The sequence below is a fragment of the Actinorhabdospora filicis genome (assembly GCF_030269765.1).
Classification (GTDB): domain Bacteria; phylum Actinomycetota; class Actinomycetes; order Mycobacteriales; family Micromonosporaceae; genus Actinorhabdospora; species Actinorhabdospora filicis.
The window spans coordinates 1665717-1686820 of the sequence record NZ_BSTX01000001.1 but is presented as its reverse complement, the minus strand read 5'-3'; the positions used below and the strand labels follow the sequence as shown (position 1 = coordinate 1686820).

At 73.5% G+C, this 21104-nt stretch carries 23 protein-coding genes; 7 read left to right on the top strand and 16 right to left on the bottom strand.

Translation table 11 applies throughout. The features are described from left to right. Window positions 1–60: 60 nt before the first annotated feature. Together QSK10_RS07745 and QSK10_RS07740 are read left to right on the top strand one after the other, a co-directional pair. Window positions 61–828, top strand: a complete 768-nt coding sequence (locus tag QSK10_RS07745; protein ID WP_285661923.1) for a class I SAM-dependent methyltransferase — start codon at window positions 61–63, stop codon at window positions 826–828. Beyond that, a complete protein-coding gene (locus QSK10_RS07740; RefSeq protein ID WP_285661922.1) occupies window positions 828–1943 on the top strand; it encodes a metallophosphoesterase in 1116 nt (371 codons plus the stop codon). The genes QSK10_RS07745 and QSK10_RS07740 overlap by 1 nt, the downstream gene beginning before the upstream one ends. A 30-nt stretch (window positions 1944–1973) precedes the next feature. Here the strand turns inward: QSK10_RS07740 and QSK10_RS07735 are convergent, their stop codons facing one another. From QSK10_RS07735 to QSK10_RS07675, 13 genes are all read right to left on the bottom strand, one after another. Beyond that, window positions 1974–2654, bottom strand: coding sequence for an ABC transporter ATP-binding protein (locus QSK10_RS07735; protein ID WP_285661921.1), 681 nt, complete (start codon window positions 2652–2654; stop codon window positions 1974–1976). After that, on the bottom strand, window positions 2648–3307 hold the full coding sequence (locus QSK10_RS07730) for an ABC transporter ATP-binding protein (protein ID WP_285661920.1): 660 nt from the start codon (window positions 3305–3307) through the stop codon (window positions 2648–2650). Before QSK10_RS07730 ends, QSK10_RS07735 begins: the two co-directional genes overlap by 7 nt. After that, entirely contained in the window at window positions 3300–4226 is a 927-nt protein-coding gene (locus QSK10_RS07725) for a branched-chain amino acid ABC transporter permease (RefSeq protein WP_285661919.1), read from the bottom strand. The genes QSK10_RS07730 and QSK10_RS07725 overlap by 8 nt, the downstream gene beginning before the upstream one ends. Next, complete coding sequence (locus QSK10_RS07720; protein ID WP_285661918.1) at window positions 4223–5077, bottom strand: branched-chain amino acid ABC transporter permease; 855 nt, start codon at window positions 5075–5077, stop codon at window positions 4223–4225. Before QSK10_RS07720 ends, QSK10_RS07725 begins: the two co-directional genes overlap by 4 nt. A 2-nt stretch (window positions 5078–5079) precedes the next feature. Next, window positions 5080–6258 (bottom strand): ABC transporter substrate-binding protein, encoded by a 1179-nt coding sequence (locus tag QSK10_RS07715; RefSeq protein ID WP_285661917.1) that lies wholly within the window; start codon window positions 6256–6258, stop codon window positions 5080–5082. After that, window positions 6255–6890 carry a GTP-binding protein gene (locus tag QSK10_RS07710; RefSeq protein ID WP_285661916.1) on the bottom strand — a complete coding sequence of 212 codons (636 nt, stop codon included), beginning with the start codon at window positions 6888–6890 and terminating at the stop codon, window positions 6255–6257. Before QSK10_RS07710 ends, QSK10_RS07715 begins: the two co-directional genes overlap by 4 nt. 26 nt (window positions 6891–6916) lie before the next feature. Beyond that, window positions 6917–7324, bottom strand: coding sequence for a roadblock/LC7 domain-containing protein (locus QSK10_RS07705; protein WP_285661915.1), 408 nt, complete (start codon window positions 7322–7324; stop codon window positions 6917–6919). Continuing rightward, complete coding sequence (locus QSK10_RS07700; RefSeq protein WP_285661914.1) at window positions 7311–9959, bottom strand: sensor histidine kinase; 2649 nt, start codon at window positions 9957–9959, stop codon at window positions 7311–7313. Before QSK10_RS07700 ends, QSK10_RS07705 begins: the two co-directional genes overlap by 14 nt. A gap of 133 nt (window positions 9960–10092) precedes the next feature. Beyond that, window positions 10093–11331: an NsdA family TPR-like regulatory protein gene (locus QSK10_RS07695; RefSeq protein WP_490246403.1), complete on the bottom strand. Its 1239-nt coding sequence runs from the start codon at window positions 11329–11331 to the stop codon at window positions 10093–10095. Between the two features lie 96 nt (window positions 11332–11427). After that, complete coding sequence (locus tag QSK10_RS07690) at window positions 11428–11841, bottom strand: PaaI family thioesterase (protein ID WP_285661912.1); 414 nt, start codon at window positions 11839–11841, stop codon at window positions 11428–11430. Between the two features lie 26 nt (window positions 11842–11867). Then, window positions 11868–12281, bottom strand: coding sequence for a winged helix-turn-helix transcriptional regulator (locus tag QSK10_RS07685; protein WP_285661911.1), 414 nt, complete (start codon window positions 12279–12281; stop codon window positions 11868–11870). A gap of 44 nt (window positions 12282–12325) precedes the next feature. Continuing rightward, complete coding sequence (locus tag QSK10_RS07680; protein WP_285661910.1) at window positions 12326–13342, bottom strand: prenyltransferase; 1017 nt, start codon at window positions 13340–13342, stop codon at window positions 12326–12328. 45 nt (window positions 13343–13387) lie between these two features. Continuing rightward, window positions 13388–13705: an NIPSNAP family protein gene (locus QSK10_RS07675; RefSeq protein WP_285661909.1), complete on the bottom strand. Its 318-nt coding sequence runs from the start codon at window positions 13703–13705 to the stop codon at window positions 13388–13390. Window positions 13706–13797: 92 nt separating this feature from the next. Here QSK10_RS07675 and QSK10_RS07670 point away from each other — a divergent pair, with 92 nt between their 5' ends. From QSK10_RS07670 to QSK10_RS07660, 3 genes are all read left to right on the top strand, one after another. Beyond that, window positions 13798–14793: a phosphotransferase gene (locus QSK10_RS07670; protein ID WP_285661908.1), complete on the top strand. Its 996-nt coding sequence runs from the start codon at window positions 13798–13800 to the stop codon at window positions 14791–14793. A 12-nt stretch (window positions 14794–14805) separates the two neighbouring features. Continuing rightward, entirely contained in the window at window positions 14806–15441 is a 636-nt protein-coding gene (locus tag QSK10_RS07665; RefSeq protein ID WP_285661907.1) for a class I SAM-dependent DNA methyltransferase, read from the top strand. A gap of 140 nt (window positions 15442–15581) precedes the next feature. Next, window positions 15582–16124, top strand: a complete 543-nt coding sequence (locus QSK10_RS07660) for a hypothetical protein (RefSeq protein ID WP_285661906.1) — start codon at window positions 15582–15584, stop codon at window positions 16122–16124. Window positions 16125–16141: 17 nt separating this feature from the next. Here the strand turns inward: QSK10_RS07660 and QSK10_RS07655 are convergent, their stop codons facing one another. Further along, entirely contained in the window at window positions 16142–16765 is a 624-nt protein-coding gene (locus QSK10_RS07655) for a GNAT family N-acetyltransferase (protein ID WP_285661905.1), read from the bottom strand. A 53-nt stretch (window positions 16766–16818) separates the two neighbouring features. Between QSK10_RS07655 and QSK10_RS07650 the strand changes: the two genes are divergently transcribed. Both QSK10_RS07650 and QSK10_RS07645 read left to right on the top strand, forming a co-directional pair. After that, window positions 16819–17484, top strand: a complete 666-nt coding sequence (locus QSK10_RS07650; protein WP_285661904.1) for a cysteine hydrolase family protein — start codon at window positions 16819–16821, stop codon at window positions 17482–17484. 45 nt (window positions 17485–17529) lie between these two features. Then, window positions 17530–18741, top strand: a complete 1212-nt coding sequence (locus QSK10_RS07645; RefSeq protein ID WP_285661903.1) for a hypothetical protein — start codon at window positions 17530–17532, stop codon at window positions 18739–18741. A gap of 50 nt (window positions 18742–18791) precedes the next feature. On the opposite strand, the gene QSK10_RS07640 is transcribed toward QSK10_RS07645, so the two are convergent. Both QSK10_RS07640 and QSK10_RS07635 read right to left on the bottom strand, forming a co-directional pair. After that, on the bottom strand, window positions 18792–20021 hold the full coding sequence (locus QSK10_RS07640; RefSeq protein ID WP_285661902.1) for a lipase: 1230 nt from the start codon (window positions 20019–20021) through the stop codon (window positions 18792–18794). Window positions 20022–20031: 10 nt separating this feature from the next. After that, window positions 20032–21102 (bottom strand): oxidoreductase, encoded by a 1071-nt coding sequence (locus QSK10_RS07635; RefSeq protein ID WP_285661901.1) that lies wholly within the window; start codon window positions 21100–21102, stop codon window positions 20032–20034. Between the last annotated feature and the right edge of the window lie 2 nt (window positions 21103–21104).

Sequence of the window (21104 nt, the reverse complement as noted above, 5' to 3'; positions counted from 1 at the left end):
GGGTCACCCCGCGCCGACGGCGTCCACAATGGATCCGTCTCGTACAGGGAAAGGGAGACCATGTCCGACTCGTACAGCTTCTCCAACTCCGACGCCCACTCGCGCGTGCAGCTCGACACCATCGAGGCCTACCTCGACCCGATCACGATCCCCGCCCTGGCCGCGCTGGACCTGCCCGGCGACGCGCGCTGCCTGGAGATCGGTCCCGGCGGCGGCTCGATCGCGCACTGGCTGGCGGCGCGGACCGGCGAGGTCGTCGCCGTCGACATCGACCCCTCGCGCGTGTCGCCCGCGCCCAACCTGCGCATCGTCCAGGCCGACATCCGCGAGGGACTGCCGGTGGAGGGCGAGTTCGACCTGATCCACGCCAGGCTGGTCCTGCTGCACCTGCCCGCGCGCGAGGAGATCCTGCGCTCGCTGGTGGCGCGGCTGCGCCCGGGCGGGCACCTGCTGCTGGGCGAGTTCGGGGAGCAGCCGATCCGCGCCTACCGGACGCCGGGGAAGGCCGCCGAGGAGCTGTTCGAGCGGGTCACGCGCGGCATCCTGGAACTGGTCCAGGCTCACGGCGCGGACATGAACTGGGCGTACCGGGCCTACGCGGCGCTCGCCGAGGCGGGGCTGACGGGCGTGTACGGCAGCGAGCGCTCCGAGGTGTGGTCGGGCGGCGGCCTGTCGCTGTACCGGAACAACGTGCAGATGAAGCGCGGCGAGCTGCTGGCGGCCGGGTTCACCGAGGCGGAGCTGGACGCGTACCTGGCGCTGTGGGAGGACCGGGGCTTCGCCGCGCCGGGCTACCGGTTCGTGCTGACCGGCGGACGGCGTCCCTAGTGGGGTTCCTGGTTCTGGCGGCGGTGGTGATCGCCGCCGCGCACTACTACCTGTGGCGGCGGCTGGTGGTCGACACCACGCGGCCGGGCCGGTGGCGGCGGGTGTTCACGTGGGCGGTGGCGGGGATCGCGTCGGTGCTGCTGCTGACGCTGACCGCCGGGCGGTTCATGGACCTGACGTGGCTGGCGTGGCCGGGGTACGTGTGGGTCGCGCTGATGTTCTATCTGACGCTGATCCTGGCGGTGCTGGAGATCCCGCGGCTGGTCGCGCGCAAGACGGTGGCCGTCGACGAGGACCGGCGGCGGCTCCTGGGGCGGGGCGTGGCGCTGGCCGCGGGCGTCGGGGCGGCCACCACGGTCGGGTTCGGGATCGCCTCGGCGCTGGGGCCGCCGGAGGTGACGCGGGTGCCGATCGCGCTCCCGCGTCTCGACCCGCGCGTGCGGGGCCTGCGGATCGCGGTGGTCAGCGACATCCACCTGGGCCCGCTGACCGGGATCGGGCACACCGAGCGGATCGTGCGGCTGATCAACGAGTCGGAGGCCGACATCGTCACCATCGTCGGTGACCTGGTGGACGGGACGGTCGCCGAGCTGGGCGATCTGGCGCGGCCGCTGGCCGACCTGGAGCGCCCGAGCTACTTCGTCACCGGCAACCACGAGTACTTCACCCGGGGCGGGCCGCAGCAGTGGGTGGACGAGCTGGAGCGGCTGGGCGTCCGCTGCCTGCGCAATGAGCGCGTGGAGATCACCCACGGCGGGGGCGTGTTCGACCTGGCCGGGATCAACGACCTGGGCGGCCGGGCCTTCGCCGAGCCGCCGGATCTGTCGCGGGCGCTGGACGGGCGCGTCCCGGACCGCGCGGTGGTGCTGCTGGCGCACCAGCCGGTGCAGGTCGGCGACGCCGCCGGGCACGGGGTGGACCTCCAGCTGTCCGGGCACACCCACGGCGGGCAGCTGTGGCCGTTCGGCGCGGTGGTGAAGGCGCAGCAGGGCGCGGTGGCCGGGCTGTCGGAGGTCGACGGGACGCAACTGTTCGTCACGCGTGGGGCGGGTTACTGGGGTCCGCCGGTGCGAGTGGGCGCGCCACCGGAGATCACGGTGGTGGAGCTGACCTAGAGGCGCGGCCTTTCTAGAGGCGCAGCCCTTCTAGAGACGCAGTGCGTCGGCCACCAGCTCCGGTTTGGCGCGGGCCTCCTCGCCGGTGAACTCGGCGGTGACGCGGCCGGTGGTGAGCACGGTGATCTCGTCGGCGACGCGTGCGACGGTGTCCCAGGCGGGCGCGGTGACCAGCACCGCCACGCCCTCCCCGCGCAGGACGCCGACCACGTCGGCGATCGCCGTGGCCAGCGCGGGCACGAGGCCCTCGGCCGGTTCGTCGAGCAGCAGGACGCGCGGCTGCCCGACCAGGGCGCGGCCGAGGGCGAGCATCTGCTGCTCGCCGCCGGACAGCTTGCCGCCCGGGTGGCTCCGGCGGGCGGCCAGGCCGGGGAAGACCTCGTAGACGCGCTCGGCGGTCCACGGGCCGGGCCGCCGTGCCAGCGACAGGTGCTCGGCCACCGACAGCGACGCGAAGCAGCGCCTGCCCTGCGGCACCAGCCGCAGGCCGAGGCGGGCGCGGCGGTGGGCGGCGAGGCGCTCGACGGGGCGCTCGTCGACGTCGATGCTCCCCGAGGTCAGCGGCAGCAGTCCGGCGACGGCGTGGGCGAAGGTGGTCTTGCCCGCGCCGTTGTGGCCGAGCAGGGCGTGGACGCCGGTCACCGTCAGCGAGACCCCGCGCAGGACCTCGCCGCCGTGGTACCCGGCGCGCAGATCGGACACGGTCAGCACGCCGCCCCCTGGTAGACGGCCGCGACATCGGCGTCGGCGGCGATGGTCGAGGGCGTCCCGGAGGCCAGCAGCGCGCCCTGGTGCAGGACCGTGACGGTGTCGGCGTAGGCGCGCACGAAGGCCTGGTCGTGCTCCACGAGCAGCACCGGCACCTCCACCGCGCGCAGCACCGACAGCAGCAGGGCGCGGTCGTCGTCGCCGAGACCGGCGGCGGGCTCGTCCAGCAGCAGGACCCGGGGAGCCCCGGCGAGGGCGACGGCGACCTCCAGGAGCCGGCGGCGGCCGTGCGGCAGCGCGCCCGCCGGGAGCCGCTCGCAGCCGCCGAGGCCCACGTCGTCCAGCGACACCGGCGCGCGCCCGCCCAGCCGCAGGTTCGTGCCGCAGTCGGCGGAGTCGACCAGCGCGGGCGTCTGGAAGGTCCGCCCCAGCCCCAGCCGGGCACGGCGGCCCGGCCCTGCGCGGGTGACGTCCCGGCCGTCCAGCAGGACCCGGCCCGCGCTCGGCCGCACGTTGCCCGCCGCCAGGTGCAGCAGCGTCGACTTGCCCGCGCCGTTGGGGCCGATCAGGGCGTGCCGCGAGGACACCGTGAGCGAGACGCCGTCCACGGCCGTCAGCGAGCCGAAGACGCGGCTCAGGCCGCGCAGCTCAAGCATCACGCCTCCGGTTGATCCCGGCCAGCCCGCGCGGCAGCACGTAGACCGCCGCCACGAACAGCAGACCCAGCAGCAGCGGCGCCTGCCCGGCGGGCGCGAGGTTGTCGCGCACGGCGACCACCGCCCCCGCCCCGGCCACCGCGCCCCACAGGGACGCCGCGCCGCCGATCACCACCGCCAGCAGCGTCAGCGCCGAGACCTCGAAACCCACGTCGGCGGGCGAGACGTATCTCTGTACGGCGATCAGCAAAGCGCCGCCGACGCCCGCGACCGCACCCGCCCACACGTGCGTGAGCAGCAGGATCAGGCCCACCCGGTGACCCGAGGCGCGCATCCGCTCCTCGTTGTCGCGGCAGCCGCGCACCAGCGCGCCCGCACGCGTCCGCAGCATCAGCCACGTCGCCACCAGCACCACCAGCGCCGTCCCCACCGCGTACACGTACAGCGGGACGCCCTTCAGCATCGGCTCGCCGCCCCAGAACGCGCGGACGGCCGGGACGCGCGCCATCCCGTCGGTGCCGCCGGTGACCGACTTCCACTGATCGGCGGCGATCGCGGTGAGCTCGCCGACGGCGAGGGTGACCATGAGGCAGACCGTGCCGCGGGTGCGCACCACCGCCAGCCCGGTGAGCAGCGCGAAGACCGCCGCGGCGGCCGCGGCGACGAGGATCTGGACGAGCCCGACGGCTCCGGCGTGCGCGAGGTGCCCGGCGGTGTAGGCGCCCACCGCGTAGGGCGCGACCTGCCCGAGGGTGGGCAGCCCGGCGGTGCCGGTGAGCAGCGCGGTGGAGGCGGCCAGCAGGCCCAGCGCGGCCACGCGCGCGATGGTGAGCAGCGCGAAGTTGCGCAGCACGAACGGCAGGACCACCAGGGTCACCAGGACGGCCGCCACCGCCGCCAGGGTCGGCCACTTCTTCACGTCGCCCACCTCCGGCGCCGCGCCAGCAGGGCCACGCCCATCGCGGCGAACAGCAGGTAGGGCGCCCAGTCGGGCGCGACGATCACGCCCAGGCTCTGCACCTGCCCGACGGCGATGGCGGCGATGAACGCGCCGCCGATGGAGCCGAGGCCGCCGACGACCACGATGATCAGCGACAGCAGCAGCGTCGTGTCGGCGGTGCGGGGCCCGGGCCCGAGGATGGGCGCGCCGAGGGCCCCGGCCGCGCCCGCGAGGGCGCCACCGGCGGCCAGGACGCCCGCCATGACCGCGCGCGGGTCGAGGCCGAGGACGGCGACCATGTCCCGGTCGTCGGCCACCGCCCGCACCGCCGCGCCGAAGCGCGTGCGGCGCACCAGCAGGACCCCGCACAGGGCCAGCACGGCGGCCACGCCGATGAAGCCGAGCCGGTAGGCGGGGTAGCGGTGCCCGAACAGGTCCACCGGCGCGTCCAGGGCCGCCGGGAGACTGGGGCGCAGCTCGTCGGTCCCGAAGGCCCGCACCAGCAGCGCGCCGCCCGCCAGGGCCACGCCGAAGGTGAGCAGCGCCTGCGCGAGGTGCCCGCGGCCCTCGATCGGGCGCAGCATCCCCCACAGCAGGAGCCCGGCGGCCAGGCCCGCGCCGGTACCGGCGAGCGCGCCCAGGGCCAGGCCCGTCCACGTGCCGTCGGACAGGGACACCGCGAGGTACCCGCCGAGGACGTAGACGGTGCCGTGGGCGAGGTTGAGGACCCCGGCCACGCCGAAGGTGAGGGTGAGCCCGGCCGCGACGGTGTAGAGCAGCAGCCCGTAGGCCACCCCGTTCACGGCCGGGATCAGGTAGGCGTCGGCCACCGTCAGCCGCCGACGGTGGCGAGGTCCTCGACGAGCAGGTTGGACAGCTTGGTGCCGTCGAGGGCGACCTCGCGCAGGTACCAGCGCTGGATCGGGGAGTGCGTCTTGGGGCTGAACTGCCAGGGGCCGCGGGGGCTGTCGATGGTGCCGAGCGCGCCGATCGCGTTGTTGATCAGCTCGGGGCTGACGTCCTGTCCGGCGGGCACGGCGGCGATGGCGCGGTCGAGCACGGCGGCGGCGTCGTAGGAGGCCATCGCGAAGGTGGTGGGCTGGCGGTCGTGCCGGGCGCTCCACTCGGCGACGAAGGTGCGGTTGGCCGGGTTGTCGAGGTCGGGGCTGTAGTTGAGGACGTTGCGGATGCCCTTGGCGGAGTCGCCCTGGGCGTCCAGGATCGCGCCCTCGGTCAGGAACGCCCCGTACAGCGGCAGGTCGGCCACGTCGGACTGGGCGTACTGCTTGACGAAGTCCACCGCGGCCTTGCCGGCGTAGAAGCAGTAGACGGCCTTGGCGTTGGTCTGGGCGATCTCGTTGAGGTAGGGCAGGAAGTCGCTCGTGCCGGGGAACGGCGTCCAGCGGGTCTTGCCGTCGGGGTTGGCCAGTACGCCGCCGAGCTTGGTGTAGGTGTCCACGAAGCCGCGCAGCTCGTCGTGGCCGCCCTGGTAGTCGGGGCCGATGGCGTAGACGGGCCCGGCGACGTTCTCCTTGACGTAGGGGGCGATGGCGATGCCGGGTTCGTCGCTGATGTAGCTGGTGTGCCACAGCCAGTCGGTGGACTTCATGTCCGGCCGCGCGTTGGCGCCCACGAGGGGGATCTTGTTCTCCTGGGCGAGGTTGGCGATGGCCGCGTAGGAGCCGCCGGCGACGACTCCGGCGAGGGCGTCGACCTCGTCCTCCTGGACCAGCCGGGTCGCGGCCGGCAGGGCCGTCTGCGGGCCGTCGCCCTCGTCGGCGACGACCAGGTCGACGGTGCGCCCGCCGAGTTTGCCGCCGTGGGTGTCGAGGTAGAGCTGGAAGCCGTCGCGCATGTCCTCGCCGACGGTCTGGTAGGTGCCCGACAGGGAGGCCACGAAGCCGATGGTGACCTTCCCGCCGTCTCCGGCGTCCTCGGCGTTGCACGCGGTGAGCGCGACGAGGGCGACGGTGGACAGGGCGAGGGCGGATCTCAGACGGGGAAGTGTCATTGATGCTCCCGTTGGTGGGGTGGGGTGAGGGGATGACCGCAGCGGTGGGTGCGCGGTCTCGGTGGTACGGAAGCGGTGGCGGCCCGGGTACGGGACCGCAGATGCGCCAGGGTGGTGGCGAGGACGCGCCGGGCGGCGGATCGCACCCGCGCGTCGCAGGTGAGGACGCGGACGGTGACGGGCAGGCGCAGCTCGGCCCGTACCTGTCGCGGTGTGGGCAGCGGTGCGTCGTCGAAGCGGTTCACCAGGACGACGAAAGGGAGCCGCCGGGTGCCCAGGAAAACGCGCGCCGGGCCGCTGTCGGCGACCCGGCGCGGATCGGCCAGCAGCAGCGCGCCGCGCGCGCCGTGCGCGAGCCGGTCCCACATGAACCGGAACCGGTCCTGCCCGGGCGTGCCGAACAGGTACAGGTCCTCGCGTTCGAAGCCGACGCGGCCGAAGTCCATCGCCGCCGTGGTCGCCCGCGCGCGGGGCGCGGGCGTCTCGACGGTGATCTGGCCGAGGTCCGACACGGCCCCGATCAGGGTGGTCTTGCCCGTGGCGGGGCCGCCCACGACGACGAGCTTGGTCGCCGACGAGGGCGGCCGCGCCCTCGTGGCGAGCGCAAGGCCGCAGGGGTTCGCGGGGGCCATGGGGGGTCCTTCGGGGCAGTCCGGGCTCAGGTCGTCTTGTGCGGCAGCAAGGTGGGGCGGGCGTGGGGGGTGAGGGCCGGGCCGACCTGGTTGATGAGCTTGGTCAGCTCGTGGCCGACCTGGCCCAGGTCGCCGTCGCGGCTGATCAGCGCGACCAGGCAGGCCCCGCTGGACACCGACATCGTCGACAGGTAGCCGCCGTCCATCTCGGTGAGGTTGGAGATCACCCGCCCGGCCTCAAGGGACTTGGCGGCCGAGTGCAGCAGGCTGACCAGCCCGGAGGCCACGGCGGCGAGCCGGTCGGCGTCGTCCTCGTTCAACGCGTTGTTGCGCGCGATGAGCAGCCCGTCTGCCGAAACCGCCAGCGTGTGGGTCACGTCGGGCACTCGCGCGACGAAGTCGTTGAGGAGGAAATCCAGGTCAAGCTCGGTCACTGTCCTGCTCTCGATCGGTCGTCATGGACAAGGTCGTGTTGGTACTGCTCGTTCCCCGCTTGTAGGCGGCGAACGTGGCTCCGACCGAGGCCGGGTCTCGGTAGTCGCTGACGGGCGCCTCGGCGGTGGCGGGCATGCCGCCGGGCACCAGGTGCGCCATGGGGGCGCGTCGGGGGAGGACCGGGAGGGCGTCGTGCCCTCGCGGGTCCGGCATGTCATCGGTGATCACTGGGATGACCTCCGTCGGCGTTTCGTCCTCGACGGGAAGACGGGCCGTGGGCACGCGCTGGGTGAGGGGGAGCGGGGACGGCTTGACCAATGGGGCGTCCAGGGGCCGGGAGTAGCCGTCGGCGACGGGCGCGGCGGGTTCGATCGGCCAGCGCGAGTCGAGGGGCTCGGGCTCGTGGACGGGGTGCGCGAGGGTCTCGGGCTCCTCGAAGGGCTCGGCGGTCTCGGGCTCCTCCACCGGGGCGGCGGCCGCCTCGGGGACGGGCGTCTCGGTGGCGACGGGAGCTTCGGTGGCGATGGGAGTCCCGGTCGCCTCGGCGATGAACTCGTCCAGCGGGAGCGAGTGGCCGTCCACGATCGGCTCGGGCTCGGGCGGCGGCTCGGGCGCGAAGAGGGCCGGGATCTCCTCGGCGACCATCTGGGGCTCGGGGGCGGGCCGCTCGGGGAGCATGTCGCGGCGGATGCCGGCGTGGCCCTCGTCGCGGCGCTGGAACAGCGGCGCCGCCGGGCCGGAGGCGGTGGCGGGCTCGGCGGGCGCGTCCGGCGCGGCCTCGCGCGGCTCCTCCTTGACGAGGATCGCCGCCGGGACGGTGACCTCGGCGATGGTGCCGCCGTCGGGACCGCCGCGCAGCTCCACGGTGATCCCGTGCCGCTCGGCGATGGTGCCGACCACGGTCATGCCCATCGAGTGCAGGGAGTCCAGGTCCAGCTTCGGGTAGGCCAGCCGCGCGTTCAGGGCCTCGCGCTGCGGCGGCTCGATGCCGATGCCGTCGTCGCTGATCTGGATGATGGTGCGGTCGGCCAGCGCCGAGGCGCTCACCAGCACGTGCTGGGAGAAGCGGGTCGCGTTGTCGATGAGTTCGGCCAGCAGGATGACCATCTCGTCGATCAGTTTCGCCTTCACCGCCATGCCCTCGGCGATCTCGCCGATGTGCACGCGCTTGTAGTGCTCGACCTGGCCCTGGGCGGCCTTGAGGACGTCGGCGACCGGCTCGTCGTTGACGCGCGCGTGCGCCGGGGACGAACCGCCCAGCACCAGCAGCGAGTTGTTGCGGCGCGACAGCAGCGTCACCATGTGGTCGAAGGCGAACAGCCGGTCCAGCGCCTCCGGGTCCTCCTCGGTGTGCTGCGCGGCGTCCAGCGCGCGCGTGAGGCGCCCGGTGAGGGAGTTGCCGCGCCGGGCCAGCTCGACGAACATCCGCGCGATGTGCAGGCGCAGGACGGCCTGCTCGGCGGCGACGCGCACGGCCTCGGTGTGGACGGCGTTGAACGCGCGTGCCACCTCGGCCAGCTCGTCGCTGCCCTTGGCGGGCAGCAGTTTGGTGTTGCGCCCGGCGAACTGGTCGGGCGTCAGGTCGCCCAGCCCGTCGCCGGAGTTCAGTTTCGCCACCGCCATCGGCAGGTCGGCCGAGGCGACCCGGTCGGCGGCGTCGCGCAGGCGGCGCAGGCCTAGCACGACGGGACGGCCCAGCCGCACCGCCAGCCACAGCGCGACGATGACCGCGATCAGCACCAGCCCGGCCTGGAGGCCGCCCCACACGCGTTCGGTGGTGCGCAGGTCGCTGATGGCCTTGACCACGTCGGCGTCCACGGTGGACTGCACGGCGTCGATGTGCGCCAGGCGCTTGTCCATCGCCTCGATCCAGGCCTCGTCGTCGATCTTGATCGCCCGGCCCGGCCGGACGCGCGAGACGGCGTCCTCCAGGACCTGCACGGTCACCGCGTCCTGCGACATCTCCGCCTGGTAGCGGGCCAGCCAGCCCGCCCCCGACAGGGTCTCGAAGGTCCGCATCGACTCCAGGTAGCCCGAGCGGGCGGCGGTGATCTCCTGCTGCGCGGCCGGGGTCAGCCGCCCCGACTCGATCGCCCGGTCCACCGTGATCTGCTCGGCCCCGGCGTACTCGGCGGCCTGCGCGAGGGCCGCGGCGGCGCGGATGCGGTCGGCGTTGTCGCCGCGCGCGCCGCCGTTCTGCACGATCGACTCCCGGTAGGTCACCAGGTCGCCCAGCAGGATCCGGTAGCGGAACGCCGTCGCCGAGGCCGTCATCGCCCCGCCCGACACCTGCCGCCGCAACCGGGGCAGGTCCTTCAGCTGGCGGTCCATGCGGTCCAGCAGCGAGGTCAGGTTCGGGCCGAACTCGCCGAGGCGGTCACGGGCGTCGGCGTACTTCTTGACGGCCACGTCGGTGTCGCGGGCGCTGGCCAGGAACGGGTCGGTGCCCAGTTCCTGGTGCGCCAGGCCCTCCACCGCCGCGGTGCGCTCGATCTGCAGGCGGTGCGACAGGTCCCCGACGGCGTCGGCGGCGACCACGAGGGTGCGCAGGCGATGCGCCTGGAGCGCGTCGCCCACGGTGGTGGCCACCGCGAGCGCGGCGAACGCGACGGCCGTGGCCAACGGGACGGTCACGAGCACGCCGACTTTCCGCGTGATCTTCAGCGGATCCTCCTACCAAGCTCTGCGCCCCCGCTTCGCCCACTCAGGGTGGCGGCAGCGGTGCGTACGGACCATGACATCGGGCTGCCATTTCGCCGGTGGACGGTCACAGGTGGGCACCCGCCGTGAAGGCGTCGATGGTCTCGCGCAGGTCCACCGCGGCGCGGGACTTCTTGAAACGGGGGGACGCCAGGCGTCCCCGGATGCCGCCGAGCCGTTCGGTGAGCCGCGCGGTCCGGCGGGCCGGGTCAAGCCCCAGCGCCGGTTCCAGGGCGTCGCGGACGCCGTCGAGCTCATCGCGCAGGATCCGCGCGGCGGCCAGGTCCATGCTCGCCCCGGCCAGGACGCCGAAGCGGCGCTGCTCCACCGGGGTCCGCTCGTACATCGCGATCGCCTGCTGCGCGCTGAGCGCGGCGTGGTCACCGTCCCCAAGGGACAGATGCACCGCCGCGGTGCACATCGACAGCCGGGCGGGCGGGAAACCGAACTCGCCGCCCACGTCGGTGGCCAGGGAGTCGGCGCCGTGGCAGCGCCCGGCGGCGTCGACGGCGGCCAGCGCCTCGCGGCGGGAGCCGAGGAGGGCGTGGGCGCGCGCGGCGACGGCGTGCAGGCGGCGGGCGGTGGTGCCGGAGGCGTGGGCGAGGCCGCCGGCGACGTGGTCGAGGGCCTCGCGGGGGCGGCGGCTCCAGAACGCGATGGTGGCGCGGGTGCCGCGCACCCACGCGGTGAGCGCGGGCTGCTCGGCGATGTCGGCGTAGATCCCGGCGGCGCGCGCGTGGTCGTCGGCGGCGTCGGGATCGCCGAGGTCATAGGCGGTGGTGGCGGCCAGCGCGCAGACCTGCCCGGCGATGGCGAGCAGCGTGGCGCAGTGGCGGGGACGGCGGGTGGTCTCCAGCAGCGCGTAGGCCAGGTCGCGGGTGCGCAGCAGCCGCGGCAGGAGACTGCCGGGTGCCAGGTGCGCGTAGTCGCGGGCGTGGCGGCGGACTTCGGCGCGCAGCTGTTCCACCGGCGCCTCGGACAGGTCGGCGGCGGCGATGGCCACCGCGTGGTCGCGGGAGGCGTCCTGGCCCAGCGGGTCGGCGTCCGATGTGGACGGAGCGGGGGCGAGCAGATCGGTGGCGGGCATGCCGAAGACGGCGCGCAGCACCTCGGCGGTGACCGGCCGCATGCGCGTGGACTCCGCGGCCAGGTAGCGGTCGAACTGCCGTAAACCGAGCGTGAAGCCGGTCAGGCCGAGTTCGTGCGCCTTGCGGTGCAACAGCTGTAGTGCCCGTTCTCTCCCCCAGGACCGGGTCCTCAGCTCCGCTTCCAGCCGCGTGCGCGGCGGGGAGGGATGATTCGACACGGGTGCTTTGTCCAATCTGGAGGGCCTGCCGCCAGATGGTAGCGGTTCGTGCGGCCCCGGTCGCCCGGTGGTGTGGACGCGAGCGGTAACGGGCGGTCAGCCCAGGAGAGCGTACACAGTGGATGCCTGGGCGACCTGCGCGCCCGTCCCCTCAAGTGCGGCGTCGATGTCGGTGAAGGCCATCGAGCGGCCGAGCTTGTTGACGGTGGCGGTGAACAGCACGTCGGCGTCGATCACGGGCCTGCGGAAAGTCACTGACTGCTGCACCGTGGTCATCGGCCGGTAGGTACCGGAGGCCGAGGAGATCGCGATGACGGTGGCGGTGTCGGCGGCGGCCATGATCGCCTGGCCGGACAGCGCGCCGCCCTCCCGGGCCAGCGCCTTCGACCAGGGCAGGCGAAGGACGGCGGTGGGCCCGTCGACGGACACGGTGTGCAGGCCGAGGGCCTGGACCCAGGGCGCGAAATTCCCGGCGAGGACGGCGTCGGCCTCGTCCACTGTGAGCGGCATCTCATCATCCTAAGTGGACGACGTTGCTACGCGGTGACGGCGGCGTGTTCCTCGTCGTAGCGGATCCGGGCGGCGGTGATGTCGCCGGTGTGCCGGTCGGCCCAGGTGGTGAGGGTGATGAGCGAGTCGTAGAGCTCCAGCGCCATCGGCGTGGCCTGGTACTCCACGCGCGGCGGCACCGTCGGGTAGACGGTGCGCACGAGCAGCCCGTCGCGTTCGAGGTTGCGCAGGGTCAGCGTCAGCATCCGGCGGCTGATGCCCTCGACCTTGCGCTCCAGCTCGGTGAAGCGCACCGGTCCCTTCCCGGCCTCGACGATGATGCCGATGGACCACTTGCCGCCGACCCGGTCGAGGACCTCCCGGACGGTGCACACGTCGGGTTTGCGTTCGGTGCCGGTCTCGGGCGTGCAGATGGCGTCGTGCGTCCTCAGGTTGACCATGGCCCCATGGTCACACGCGATGCCGTCAGTTACAAGTCGTGCCCTCAGCGTTTGCGGGCCAGCCACAGCCGGTGCGCGAACAGGCCCGCGTACGCCGCCAGGACCGCGCCCAGCGGCAGCGCGCCGCTCCGGCCGCGCAGCGCCAGCTCGGCGACCATCCCGGCCAGGGCCGCGCACACGACCAGCGAGACGTGGTTGGAGGCCCAGAACACCACCGGCGTCATCGTCACCGGATCGCCCTCGCGCATGTCGCCGCGCCGCAGACGGGTGACCAGCCAGGCCGACAGGGGCGCGGTCGCGATCATCGCCAGCCACACCAGCCACGGCACCCACCCGAACACCGCGAACGCGGTGAGCAGCCCGTAGGCCACCGCCTGGGCCACGGTGATCAGCAGGACCGAGCGGTCGTGCCCGAGCCGGACCGGGATCGTGCGCTTGCCGACCGAGGCGTCGGAGACCCGGTCGCCGAGGTTCATCACCGCCATGCGCGCCGTCTGCAGGATCGCCGTCGGCGCCAGGATCGCCAGGAGCATCCACGGCACCCGCCCGATCTGGAGCAGCACCGCCACCACCGGCCACAGCCCGTTCAGGATCGCGGCGACGGTGAGCTCGCCCAGCGCGCGGTAGTTCAGCTTCAGCGGCGGCGCGGTGTAGAACCAGGCCAGCGTGACGGTGAGGGCGGCCAGCGCCCGCGCCGGCCAGTCCGGCATCGCCACCACCAGGCCCAGGCAGGCCGTCCACAGCAGGAACGAGGTGGCCAGCGAGACCTCCGGCCGCACCAGCCCGTCCACCAGGGCGCGGCTGCCGCCGGTCCAGGGCGTGTAGCGGGTGTTGGCGCGGTCGGCGGCCAGGTCGAAGTACTCGTTGCAGTAGTGCGTCATGACGTGCACGGTCCAGGCGAACACCTGCGCGTACAGGTACCAGCCCAGACGCACCGGGTGGCCCGTCCAGGCCGCCGCGGAGACCCCGAGGGCCACCGGGAGCACGTTGTACAGCAGAAAGCGGAACCGGGCCAGCCGCAGGAAACCGCGTAACGACCGACGGGTCAGTAGACCGTCCATTCGGATCAAACTAGGCCCGTACCGGACAGTGCGCAGTGGCCTGGGTCACAGCCCCAGCTCGGCGCCGTCGAGGACGACCGAGTGGTAGCTGAGGATCCGCGAGACGATCGCGTCGCGCGGGCCCTCGCGCCAGGCGTCCCCGCCGTAGAACGCCGTCTCCAGGCGCTCCAGCTCCTCGATCGAGTCGAACTCGCGGACCAGGTAGGCCTCCTCGTGCCCGTTCTCGGCGACCAGCGACCGGCCGACCGTGCGCACCCTCAGACCGGCCGCCGCCAGCAGCGGCAGCACCTCCTCCCGCGCCACGCGGATGAACTCCTCGGCGGTGCCGGGCTTGAGCCGGTAGGTGCGAATCTCGATGACCATCGGACCTCCACAGGTGGTGAATGCTGCCCGACCGTACTGCCCTTACGTGACAACCGGCGTCAGGATCGTCGCCGGTCTGACACGATCGCGGCATGGGGGACGAACGCACTCGACGCGCCGTCGCGGCCGCCACCGCGGCCGCGCGCGACCTCGACCTGACCGTGACCGACCCGGTCGTCCTGCACGACCTCTTCTCCGTGGTGGTCCACCTGGCGCCCGCGCCGGTCGTGGCCCGCGTGCCCACCGTCGTCCCGGAGCCGCTGCGGGCCGACACCGCCGCGCAGGCCACCCGCATGCTCGACGAGCTGGACGTGGTGGCCTGGCTGGCCGGGCGCGGCTTCCCGGTGGTGGCGCCCAGCCCGCTGGTCCCGGCCGAACCCGTCGAGCGCGACGGCTTCGCGATGACCTTCTGGGAGCACCTGGACGTCGTCCCCGGCGCCCACCCCGACCACCTCCGCGAGACCGCCGCCCTGCCCGGCCTGCACGCCGAACTGGCCGGGTACCCGCGCGAGCTGCCGCTGCTGACCTCACTGGACGACACCATCCCCGCCTGCCTCACGCAGCTGCGCGACCACCCCGAGCTCATCCACCCCGACGAGCTGGACCGCGCCCGCCGCGAATGGGACCTGCTGGCGCCGGTGGTGACCACCCGGGCGGGCCTGCGGAAGGAGTTCCCGGGCATCCGCCTCCAGCCCATCCACGGCGACTCGCCCGTGTACAACGTCATCGCCACGACCAGTGGGAACGTCTACGCCGACTTCGAGATGACCTGCCTGGGCCCGGTCGAATGGGACCTCGCGCTGTCCGGCGAGGAGGCCGTCGACGCCTACGACACCGCCGCCGCCGTCCTGGGCCGCCCGCCCGTCGACCGCCGCCTCCTGACCGTCATGGAGGCCGGGCGGATGCTCCAGGTCGTCGCCTGCCTCGCCCTCGTCCCGCGCCTGCCGCAGCTCGCCGACGGGCTGGCCGGCGTCCTCGACCAGTGGCGCGACAGCCCCATCGCCGGCGGCCTCACCGACGAGCACGCCGAGGCGCCCGAACCCGAGACGGAACCCGCCAAAGCCGGGACCCGAGAACCATTCGCATGATCCACTGAGGTCGTGGAACCAGCACCGATGCCCGCCGCCCGCATCTTCGACGAACTCGGCGAGGACTACGAGACCGGCTTCCGCCGCCTCCCCGAACAGCACGCCGCCCTCGGCTGGCTCGCCGGGCGCCTCATGCCCGGCGACCGCGTCCTGGACATCGGCAGCGGCACCGGACGGCCCGTCGCCGAACGCCTCGCCGGGCTCGGCTGCCGCGTCACCGGCATCGACGTCTCACCCCGCATGATCGACGTCGCCACCCGGCACGTGCCCTCCGCCAGCTTCCTGCTCTGCGACGTGCGCGGCTTCAACGCCCTCGCCGGGACCTTCGCCGCCGTCTGCGCCTTCTTCCCCCTGCTCCAGATGACCCGCGACGAACTCGACGAGACCCTCGTCCGCATCGCCGCCTGGCTGCGCCCCGGCGGCGCCTTCGCCATGGCCACCGTCCCCGGCGACTACTCCGAGACCGACACCGAATGGATGGGCCGCCCCCTGCGCATGAGCAGCTACACCGAACCCGAATACCGCCGCCGCCTCGCCGAGACCGGCCTCGACGTCGTCCACACCTCGCTCACCCGCTACGAACCCGACCTGCCCACCGCCGCCCCCGAAGACCACCTCTTCGCCTACGCCGTCAAACGCCGCGAGTAAAAGACCGCGCACCGGGTATTCACCGGCGAACCGGCGCGGCGTCCTTCCATCGGCCGCCGCGAAAGGTGAAGATGGGACGGCCCGGTCCGTAACCCGTCGACACGGCCGGCCGAACCGACCGCCATGGGAGCCCGTCAGCCATGCGCACCGCTGCCGTCATCAGCGCGCTCGCCCTCGTCCTGACCGCCTGCGCCGGACCGGCCGACACGCCGTCCGCCGCCTGCGGGCTCACCCCCGCAGAACCCTCCGGCCGCTTCGCCGCCGAGGACTTCACAGAGCTACTGGGCACCGACCCCGACCTGGTCGAGGAGTCCTACACCGCCACCGGGCCCTGCTCCCCGGCCCCGGTCCGCCTCGGCTGCGTCACCGCGCCCCTCGTCGACGTCGGCGACCCCCGCGTCCTCACCGCCCTCGGCGTCACCGCCGCGCACCGCGTCAGTGTGCGCGGCGACGGCGGCGACGAGGACGAGTCCGCGCTCGAACTCACCGGCACCGTCCTGGAGACCCCCGACCCGGCGGCCCTCCTGGAACGCCTGGCCGCGACCTGCACCGAGGCCGAACTCGCCGAGGGGCACCTGATCCTGGACACCGGCGAATTCCAGGCCGAACCGGACGCGGTGGTCGGCATCGAGACCATGAGCACCGGCTGGCACCGCGAGGACGTCGCGGCCCTGCTGGGTTAGCCGCCCACTCCGCGGTGTCACAAACCGAAGTGGGGCAGGCATGGCGCCAGGCCCTCGATCTCCACCGGCACCGGGCACGCCCAGTCCGCGCGCTCCAGGCGCATCGTCTGCGAGACCCACACCCGCCCGTCGGCGGCGTCGCGGGTCAGCCCGGCCGGTCGGTAGCCGAGCTTGCGGGAGACGGCCAGCGAGGCGTGGTTGTCGGCGAAGGCCGCCGAGTTCGCCGCGATGGCGCCCAGGCCCTCGAAGGCCAGGTACAGGCTCGCCGCGCGCATCCGCGTCCCGATGCCGCGCCCGTGGAAGTCCTTGCCGAGCCAGGACGAGCCCCAGATCTCGCGCACGAGCCCGAAGTCGCGCGCCCGCACGGTCTGCGAGCCGACCGGCACCCCGTCGTCGAAGACGGCCAGGGACAGCGACCACGCCTCCGGCCTCCACTCGCCGAGGGACTGCCAGTGCCCGCGCAGGATCTCCAGCGGACCGCCGTCCAGCCACGGCGTCAGGAACCGCCGGACCCCCGGCTCGTGGACGCCCGCCGCCGCCAGCTCCGCCAGCTCGGCCGCCTCCGCGTCGGTCGGCAGGCGCAGTTCGAGGGATCCGGTCCGGATGCGCAGGCCCGGCAGGGGCCAGATGTCGATCAACACTCCGGGAGTGTGGCCGGGGCCCCACCCGGGCGCACGGGGTTTTAGGGTGTGGCGTGCCCCATGACTGGATGATCGAGGAACGCGAGTACCTGCGCCACGAGGAGCGACGCGGACGCCGCTTCGCCTACGAGCGCGTCGATCCGGCGCGGACCGCGCTGGTCGTCATCGACATGGTCCCCTTCTTCCTGGACGTCAACCGATACGCCCGCGAGATCGTGCCGAACATCGCCGCCCTGGCCGGCGCGCTGCGGACGGCCGGCGGAACCGTGGCGTGGGTGGTCCCGGCGCCGGGACCGGAGAGCCTGCGCGCGGTCGCCGAGGAGTTCTACGGCCCCGAGATCGCCGCCGTCTTTCGCGCCTCCGGCGGCGAGGGCCCGGTGCGAGACCGCCTGTGGCCGGAGTTCGAGGTGGACGGGGAGCGCGATCTGCTCGTGGAGAAGACGGCGGCCAGCGCCTTCTTCCCCGGCCGAAGCGACCTGCACGAGCAGCTCACGGCACGCGGGGTCGACACCGTCCTGATCACCGGCACCGTCACCAACGTCTGCTGTGAGTCGAGCGCACGGGACGCCAGTACCCTCGGCCACCGGGTGATCATGCTCGCCGACGCCACCGCCGCCCGCCGCGACGCCGACCAGAACGCCTCCCTGTACACGATCTACCGCTCCTTCGGGGACGTGCGCACCACCGCCGAGGTGCTGGGCCTGATCGCCGTTCACTGATCACCTCGCCTTGACCCCCACCACCCCGGCCAACACCATCCGTGCATGACCCGACGACTCCTCACCGCCCTCGCCTTACTCGCCGCGCTGCTCGCCCCGGCTCCGGCCGCGGCCGCGTCGCCGCCGTCCTGCCGGGACGCCTCGGTCCCGCTCACCGTCGAGGAACAGCGCCTCACCCGCACCATCGGCACCGACCCGGTGCCCGTCGCGCAGCGGCTCATCGCGGCGGGCGGGCTCACCCGGCTCGTGGCGAACTTCGAGCGCTCCCTGTGCTCGGGCCACCCCGACGTCGCCCTCCAGGGCCGCCTGCTGTGGGAGACGGCGGTGGCCCGCAAGGGCGACGACCGGCCGCTCTACTGGGCGCGCCTGGCGATGACGGCCGCGCTGCGCCAGTGGAAGCCGCGCCACCCGGTCGACAAGCCCGCGCTGGAGCACCGCTTCGAGTACGCCTCGCGGGGCATCGACAGCTCGGACTTCGCCCGGGGCGTCCGCAAGATCTTCGTCTCCGGTTTCGACCCGTTCACGCTGGACCGCGACCTGCGGCAGGCCAACCCGTCCGGGGCCAACGCCATCGCGCTGGACGGGCGGTGGCTGCGGGTGGGCCGCGAGCTGGTGCAGATCCAGACCGTCGTGCTTCCGGTGCGGTACGCCGACTTCGACGAGGGCATCGCCGAGGACGCCTTCCGCCCGCATTTCCAGAAGGGCCCGCAGCGCGCCGATCTGGCGGTGACGGTCAGCCAGGGCCGGCCGGGCCGCTTCGACCTGGAGATCCACAATGGACGCCGCCGCTCGGTCTCCTCGATCGGCGACAACAACAACGTCTGGGGCGGCGGCAGTCTCACCGCCCCGGTGGTCTTCCCGGGCGTGGGCCCCGGCGGGGAGTTCGTGGACACCTCGCTGCCGGTGGACGCCATGAAGCTGGCCACCGGCGCGTTCCCGGTCAACGTCAACCACGAGGTCACCGAGATCCCGGCGGGCGGCACGGATCCCGTCTACCGCGCGGACGGCCCGACGCCCGGCTCGGTCGCGGTCAACGGCTCCGGCGGCGGCTACCTGTCCAACGAGGTCGCCTACCGGGCGTCCCGGCTGCGGCAGGCCCTGGGCGCGAACATCGGCGGCGGTCACGTGCACACCCCGGTCCTGGCCTTCGGGCCGGGCAACACCACCGAACTGAGCGATCCGGTCTTCGAGAAGAACCGGGCGGACATCCTGGCGCAGCTGGAGGCGATCCTGCGCGCCGGGGCCGAGACGCTGTAGGGAAACGGAGAGAGGCGGGCCGCAGCCCGCCTCTCTCCGTCCCTTGTGGATCAGATCGTCTGGAACCAGCGGACCAGGTCACCCATGGACCGCAGGTGGCTGCCGGCGTGGTCGGTGGCGCCGAGGTCCACGATGGACACGTCCTTGCCGGCCGCGTCGAACTTCGCCGCGCAGGAGTCGGTGTTGGTCGAGGCGGCCTCGGCGTCGGTGCGGGTCACGTAGAGCCGGACCGGGGCGTCCGGCGCGAAGGAGCAGACCCGGCTCTCGGCGGCCAGGGCCTTCGCGAAGCGCCCGCCCGGGTGCTCCAGCAGCGCCTTGCCCTGCGGGGTCAGCAGTTCGGCGACGGTGCCGGGGGTTCCGGTGAAGATGTCCTTGCCGGAGTGGTCACCGTCGAAAAGGGACTCGATGTTCTGGTCCCAGGGAGACTGGAAGATCTCCGCCGGGGAACCATAGATGTCGTAGGTCTTCTCCCACGAGGTCAGCAGGTAGGTGGTGTAGAGGACGGACAGTTTCGGGTCGAGCTTCGGCTGGCCCGGCGCGCCCAGCAGCGCGGGCACTTCGGCGCCCGCCATGTCGTAGGCGCCCGAGACCGCGCCGACCGCGCCCAGCTCGAAGCGGTGCCGCCCGGCGCCGTCGCGCCCGGCGTCCAGGACCTTCGCCAGGCCCAGGGCCGCCGAGGCGCCCTGCGAGAAGCCGGTGACCATGACCTCGCCGTTCAGCTTGCGGTGCAGCGTCTTCACGTAGCTGTCGGAGGCCCGCAGCATGTCCATGGACGCGGTGGTCTCGGTCGGCAGGTGGAACCAGGGGTGGCGGCCGGGGCCGGTGCCCAGGCCGAGGTAGTCGGGCATGAGGGTGGCGAAACCGGAGGAGGAGTAGAGCCAGGCCGGGGCCTGGTCCCACACGTTGTCTTCGAGGTTGGGGACGGACGGGACGCCCACGCGGTTGCTCTCGGTGCCGTGCGCGAACGACACGGCGGTGAGCCGCTTGTCGCGGTTGTGCGGCAGCGCCAGCAGGCCGCTGGCCATGATCGGCGAGCCCCACGGGTCCACCGTGGAGTACTCGACGCGGTGCAGGTCGACCTCGTAGCGCAGGGACGACACGTCCACGCCCTCGTCGGTGAGCCCGGTGCGGATCTCGTCGAGCCCGACGGTGCGGACGAAGGACGCGTTCAGCACGTCGCCCCGCTGGGGCCCGTGCTCCTTGGCGGTGGCCATCGCGGGGAGGGCCAGGATGATTGCGGCCGTCGTGGTCGTCGCGGCCAGTGCCCTGGTGATCTTCACGCCTTCGAATCTATGGACCGGCGGGCGCTTCCACAGTGGACGCAGGCGGCGTCTCGACGGGGGCCTGGGCCCACTTCGGGTAGTCGGTGTAGCCCTCCGCGGCGCCCTCGTACATGAACTCCTCGCGCAGCGGATTGAGCGGAAGGCCCTCGCGCAGGCGCTCCACCAGGTCGGGGTTGGCGATGAACGCGCGGCCGAGGGCGATCAGGTCGGCGCCCTCGTCCAGCAGGCCCTCGGCGGCGGCGAGCCCGCCGTCGGCCGGGAGGGCCTTGCCGAGGTCGGGGTTGGCGATGAGGACGCCGGTCCAGTCGCGCCGGATCCGGGCGAAGACCGGGTCGCCGGCCGGGACGCGTACCACGTGCAGGTAGGCGGGGCCGAGCTCGCGCAGCGCGGGCACGAGGGCGGCGTAGATCGCCCCGGTGGCCGCGCCCTCCTCGATGCCGTTGACGCGGTTGCGCGGTGAGACGCGCACGCCGACCCGCCCGGCGCCCACGGCGTCCACGACCGCGCGGGTGACCTCGACGGTGAAGCGGACCGGGTCGGCCCACTCGTCGGCGCGGAGGTTGGTGTTGGGCGCGGTGAACTGGTGCAGCAGGTACCCGTTGGCGGCGTGCACCTCGACGCCGTCGAACCCGGCGGCGACCGCGTTGCGCGCGGCCCGGGCGAACTCGGCGATGATCGCGGTGATCCCGGCGCCGGTCAGCTCGCGCGGGACCATGTCCTTCAGGGGGACCGGTGAGGGCGCGACGCCGGGCTCGGTGGAGCCGTGGTGGCGGACCCGGCCGCCGTGCTGGAGCTGGAGGAACATCCGCCCGCCGACCGCGCCGGTCAGCCGCCGCCAGCCCTCGACGTGCGCGGGGGTGTGGACGCCGGGGATGCCGGGGTGGGTGCGGCCGATGAGGCTGGGCGTGGTCGCCTCGGCCACGATCAGGCCCGCCGTGGCGCGCTGGGCGTAGTACTCGGTCATCAGCGCGTTCGGGGTGCCGTCGGCGTCGGCGCGGGTCCGGGTCAGCGGCGCCATCACAAGGCGGTTGGGGAGCGCGAGGCCGCCGATCTCGGCGGGTGTGAACAGCCTGGACATGC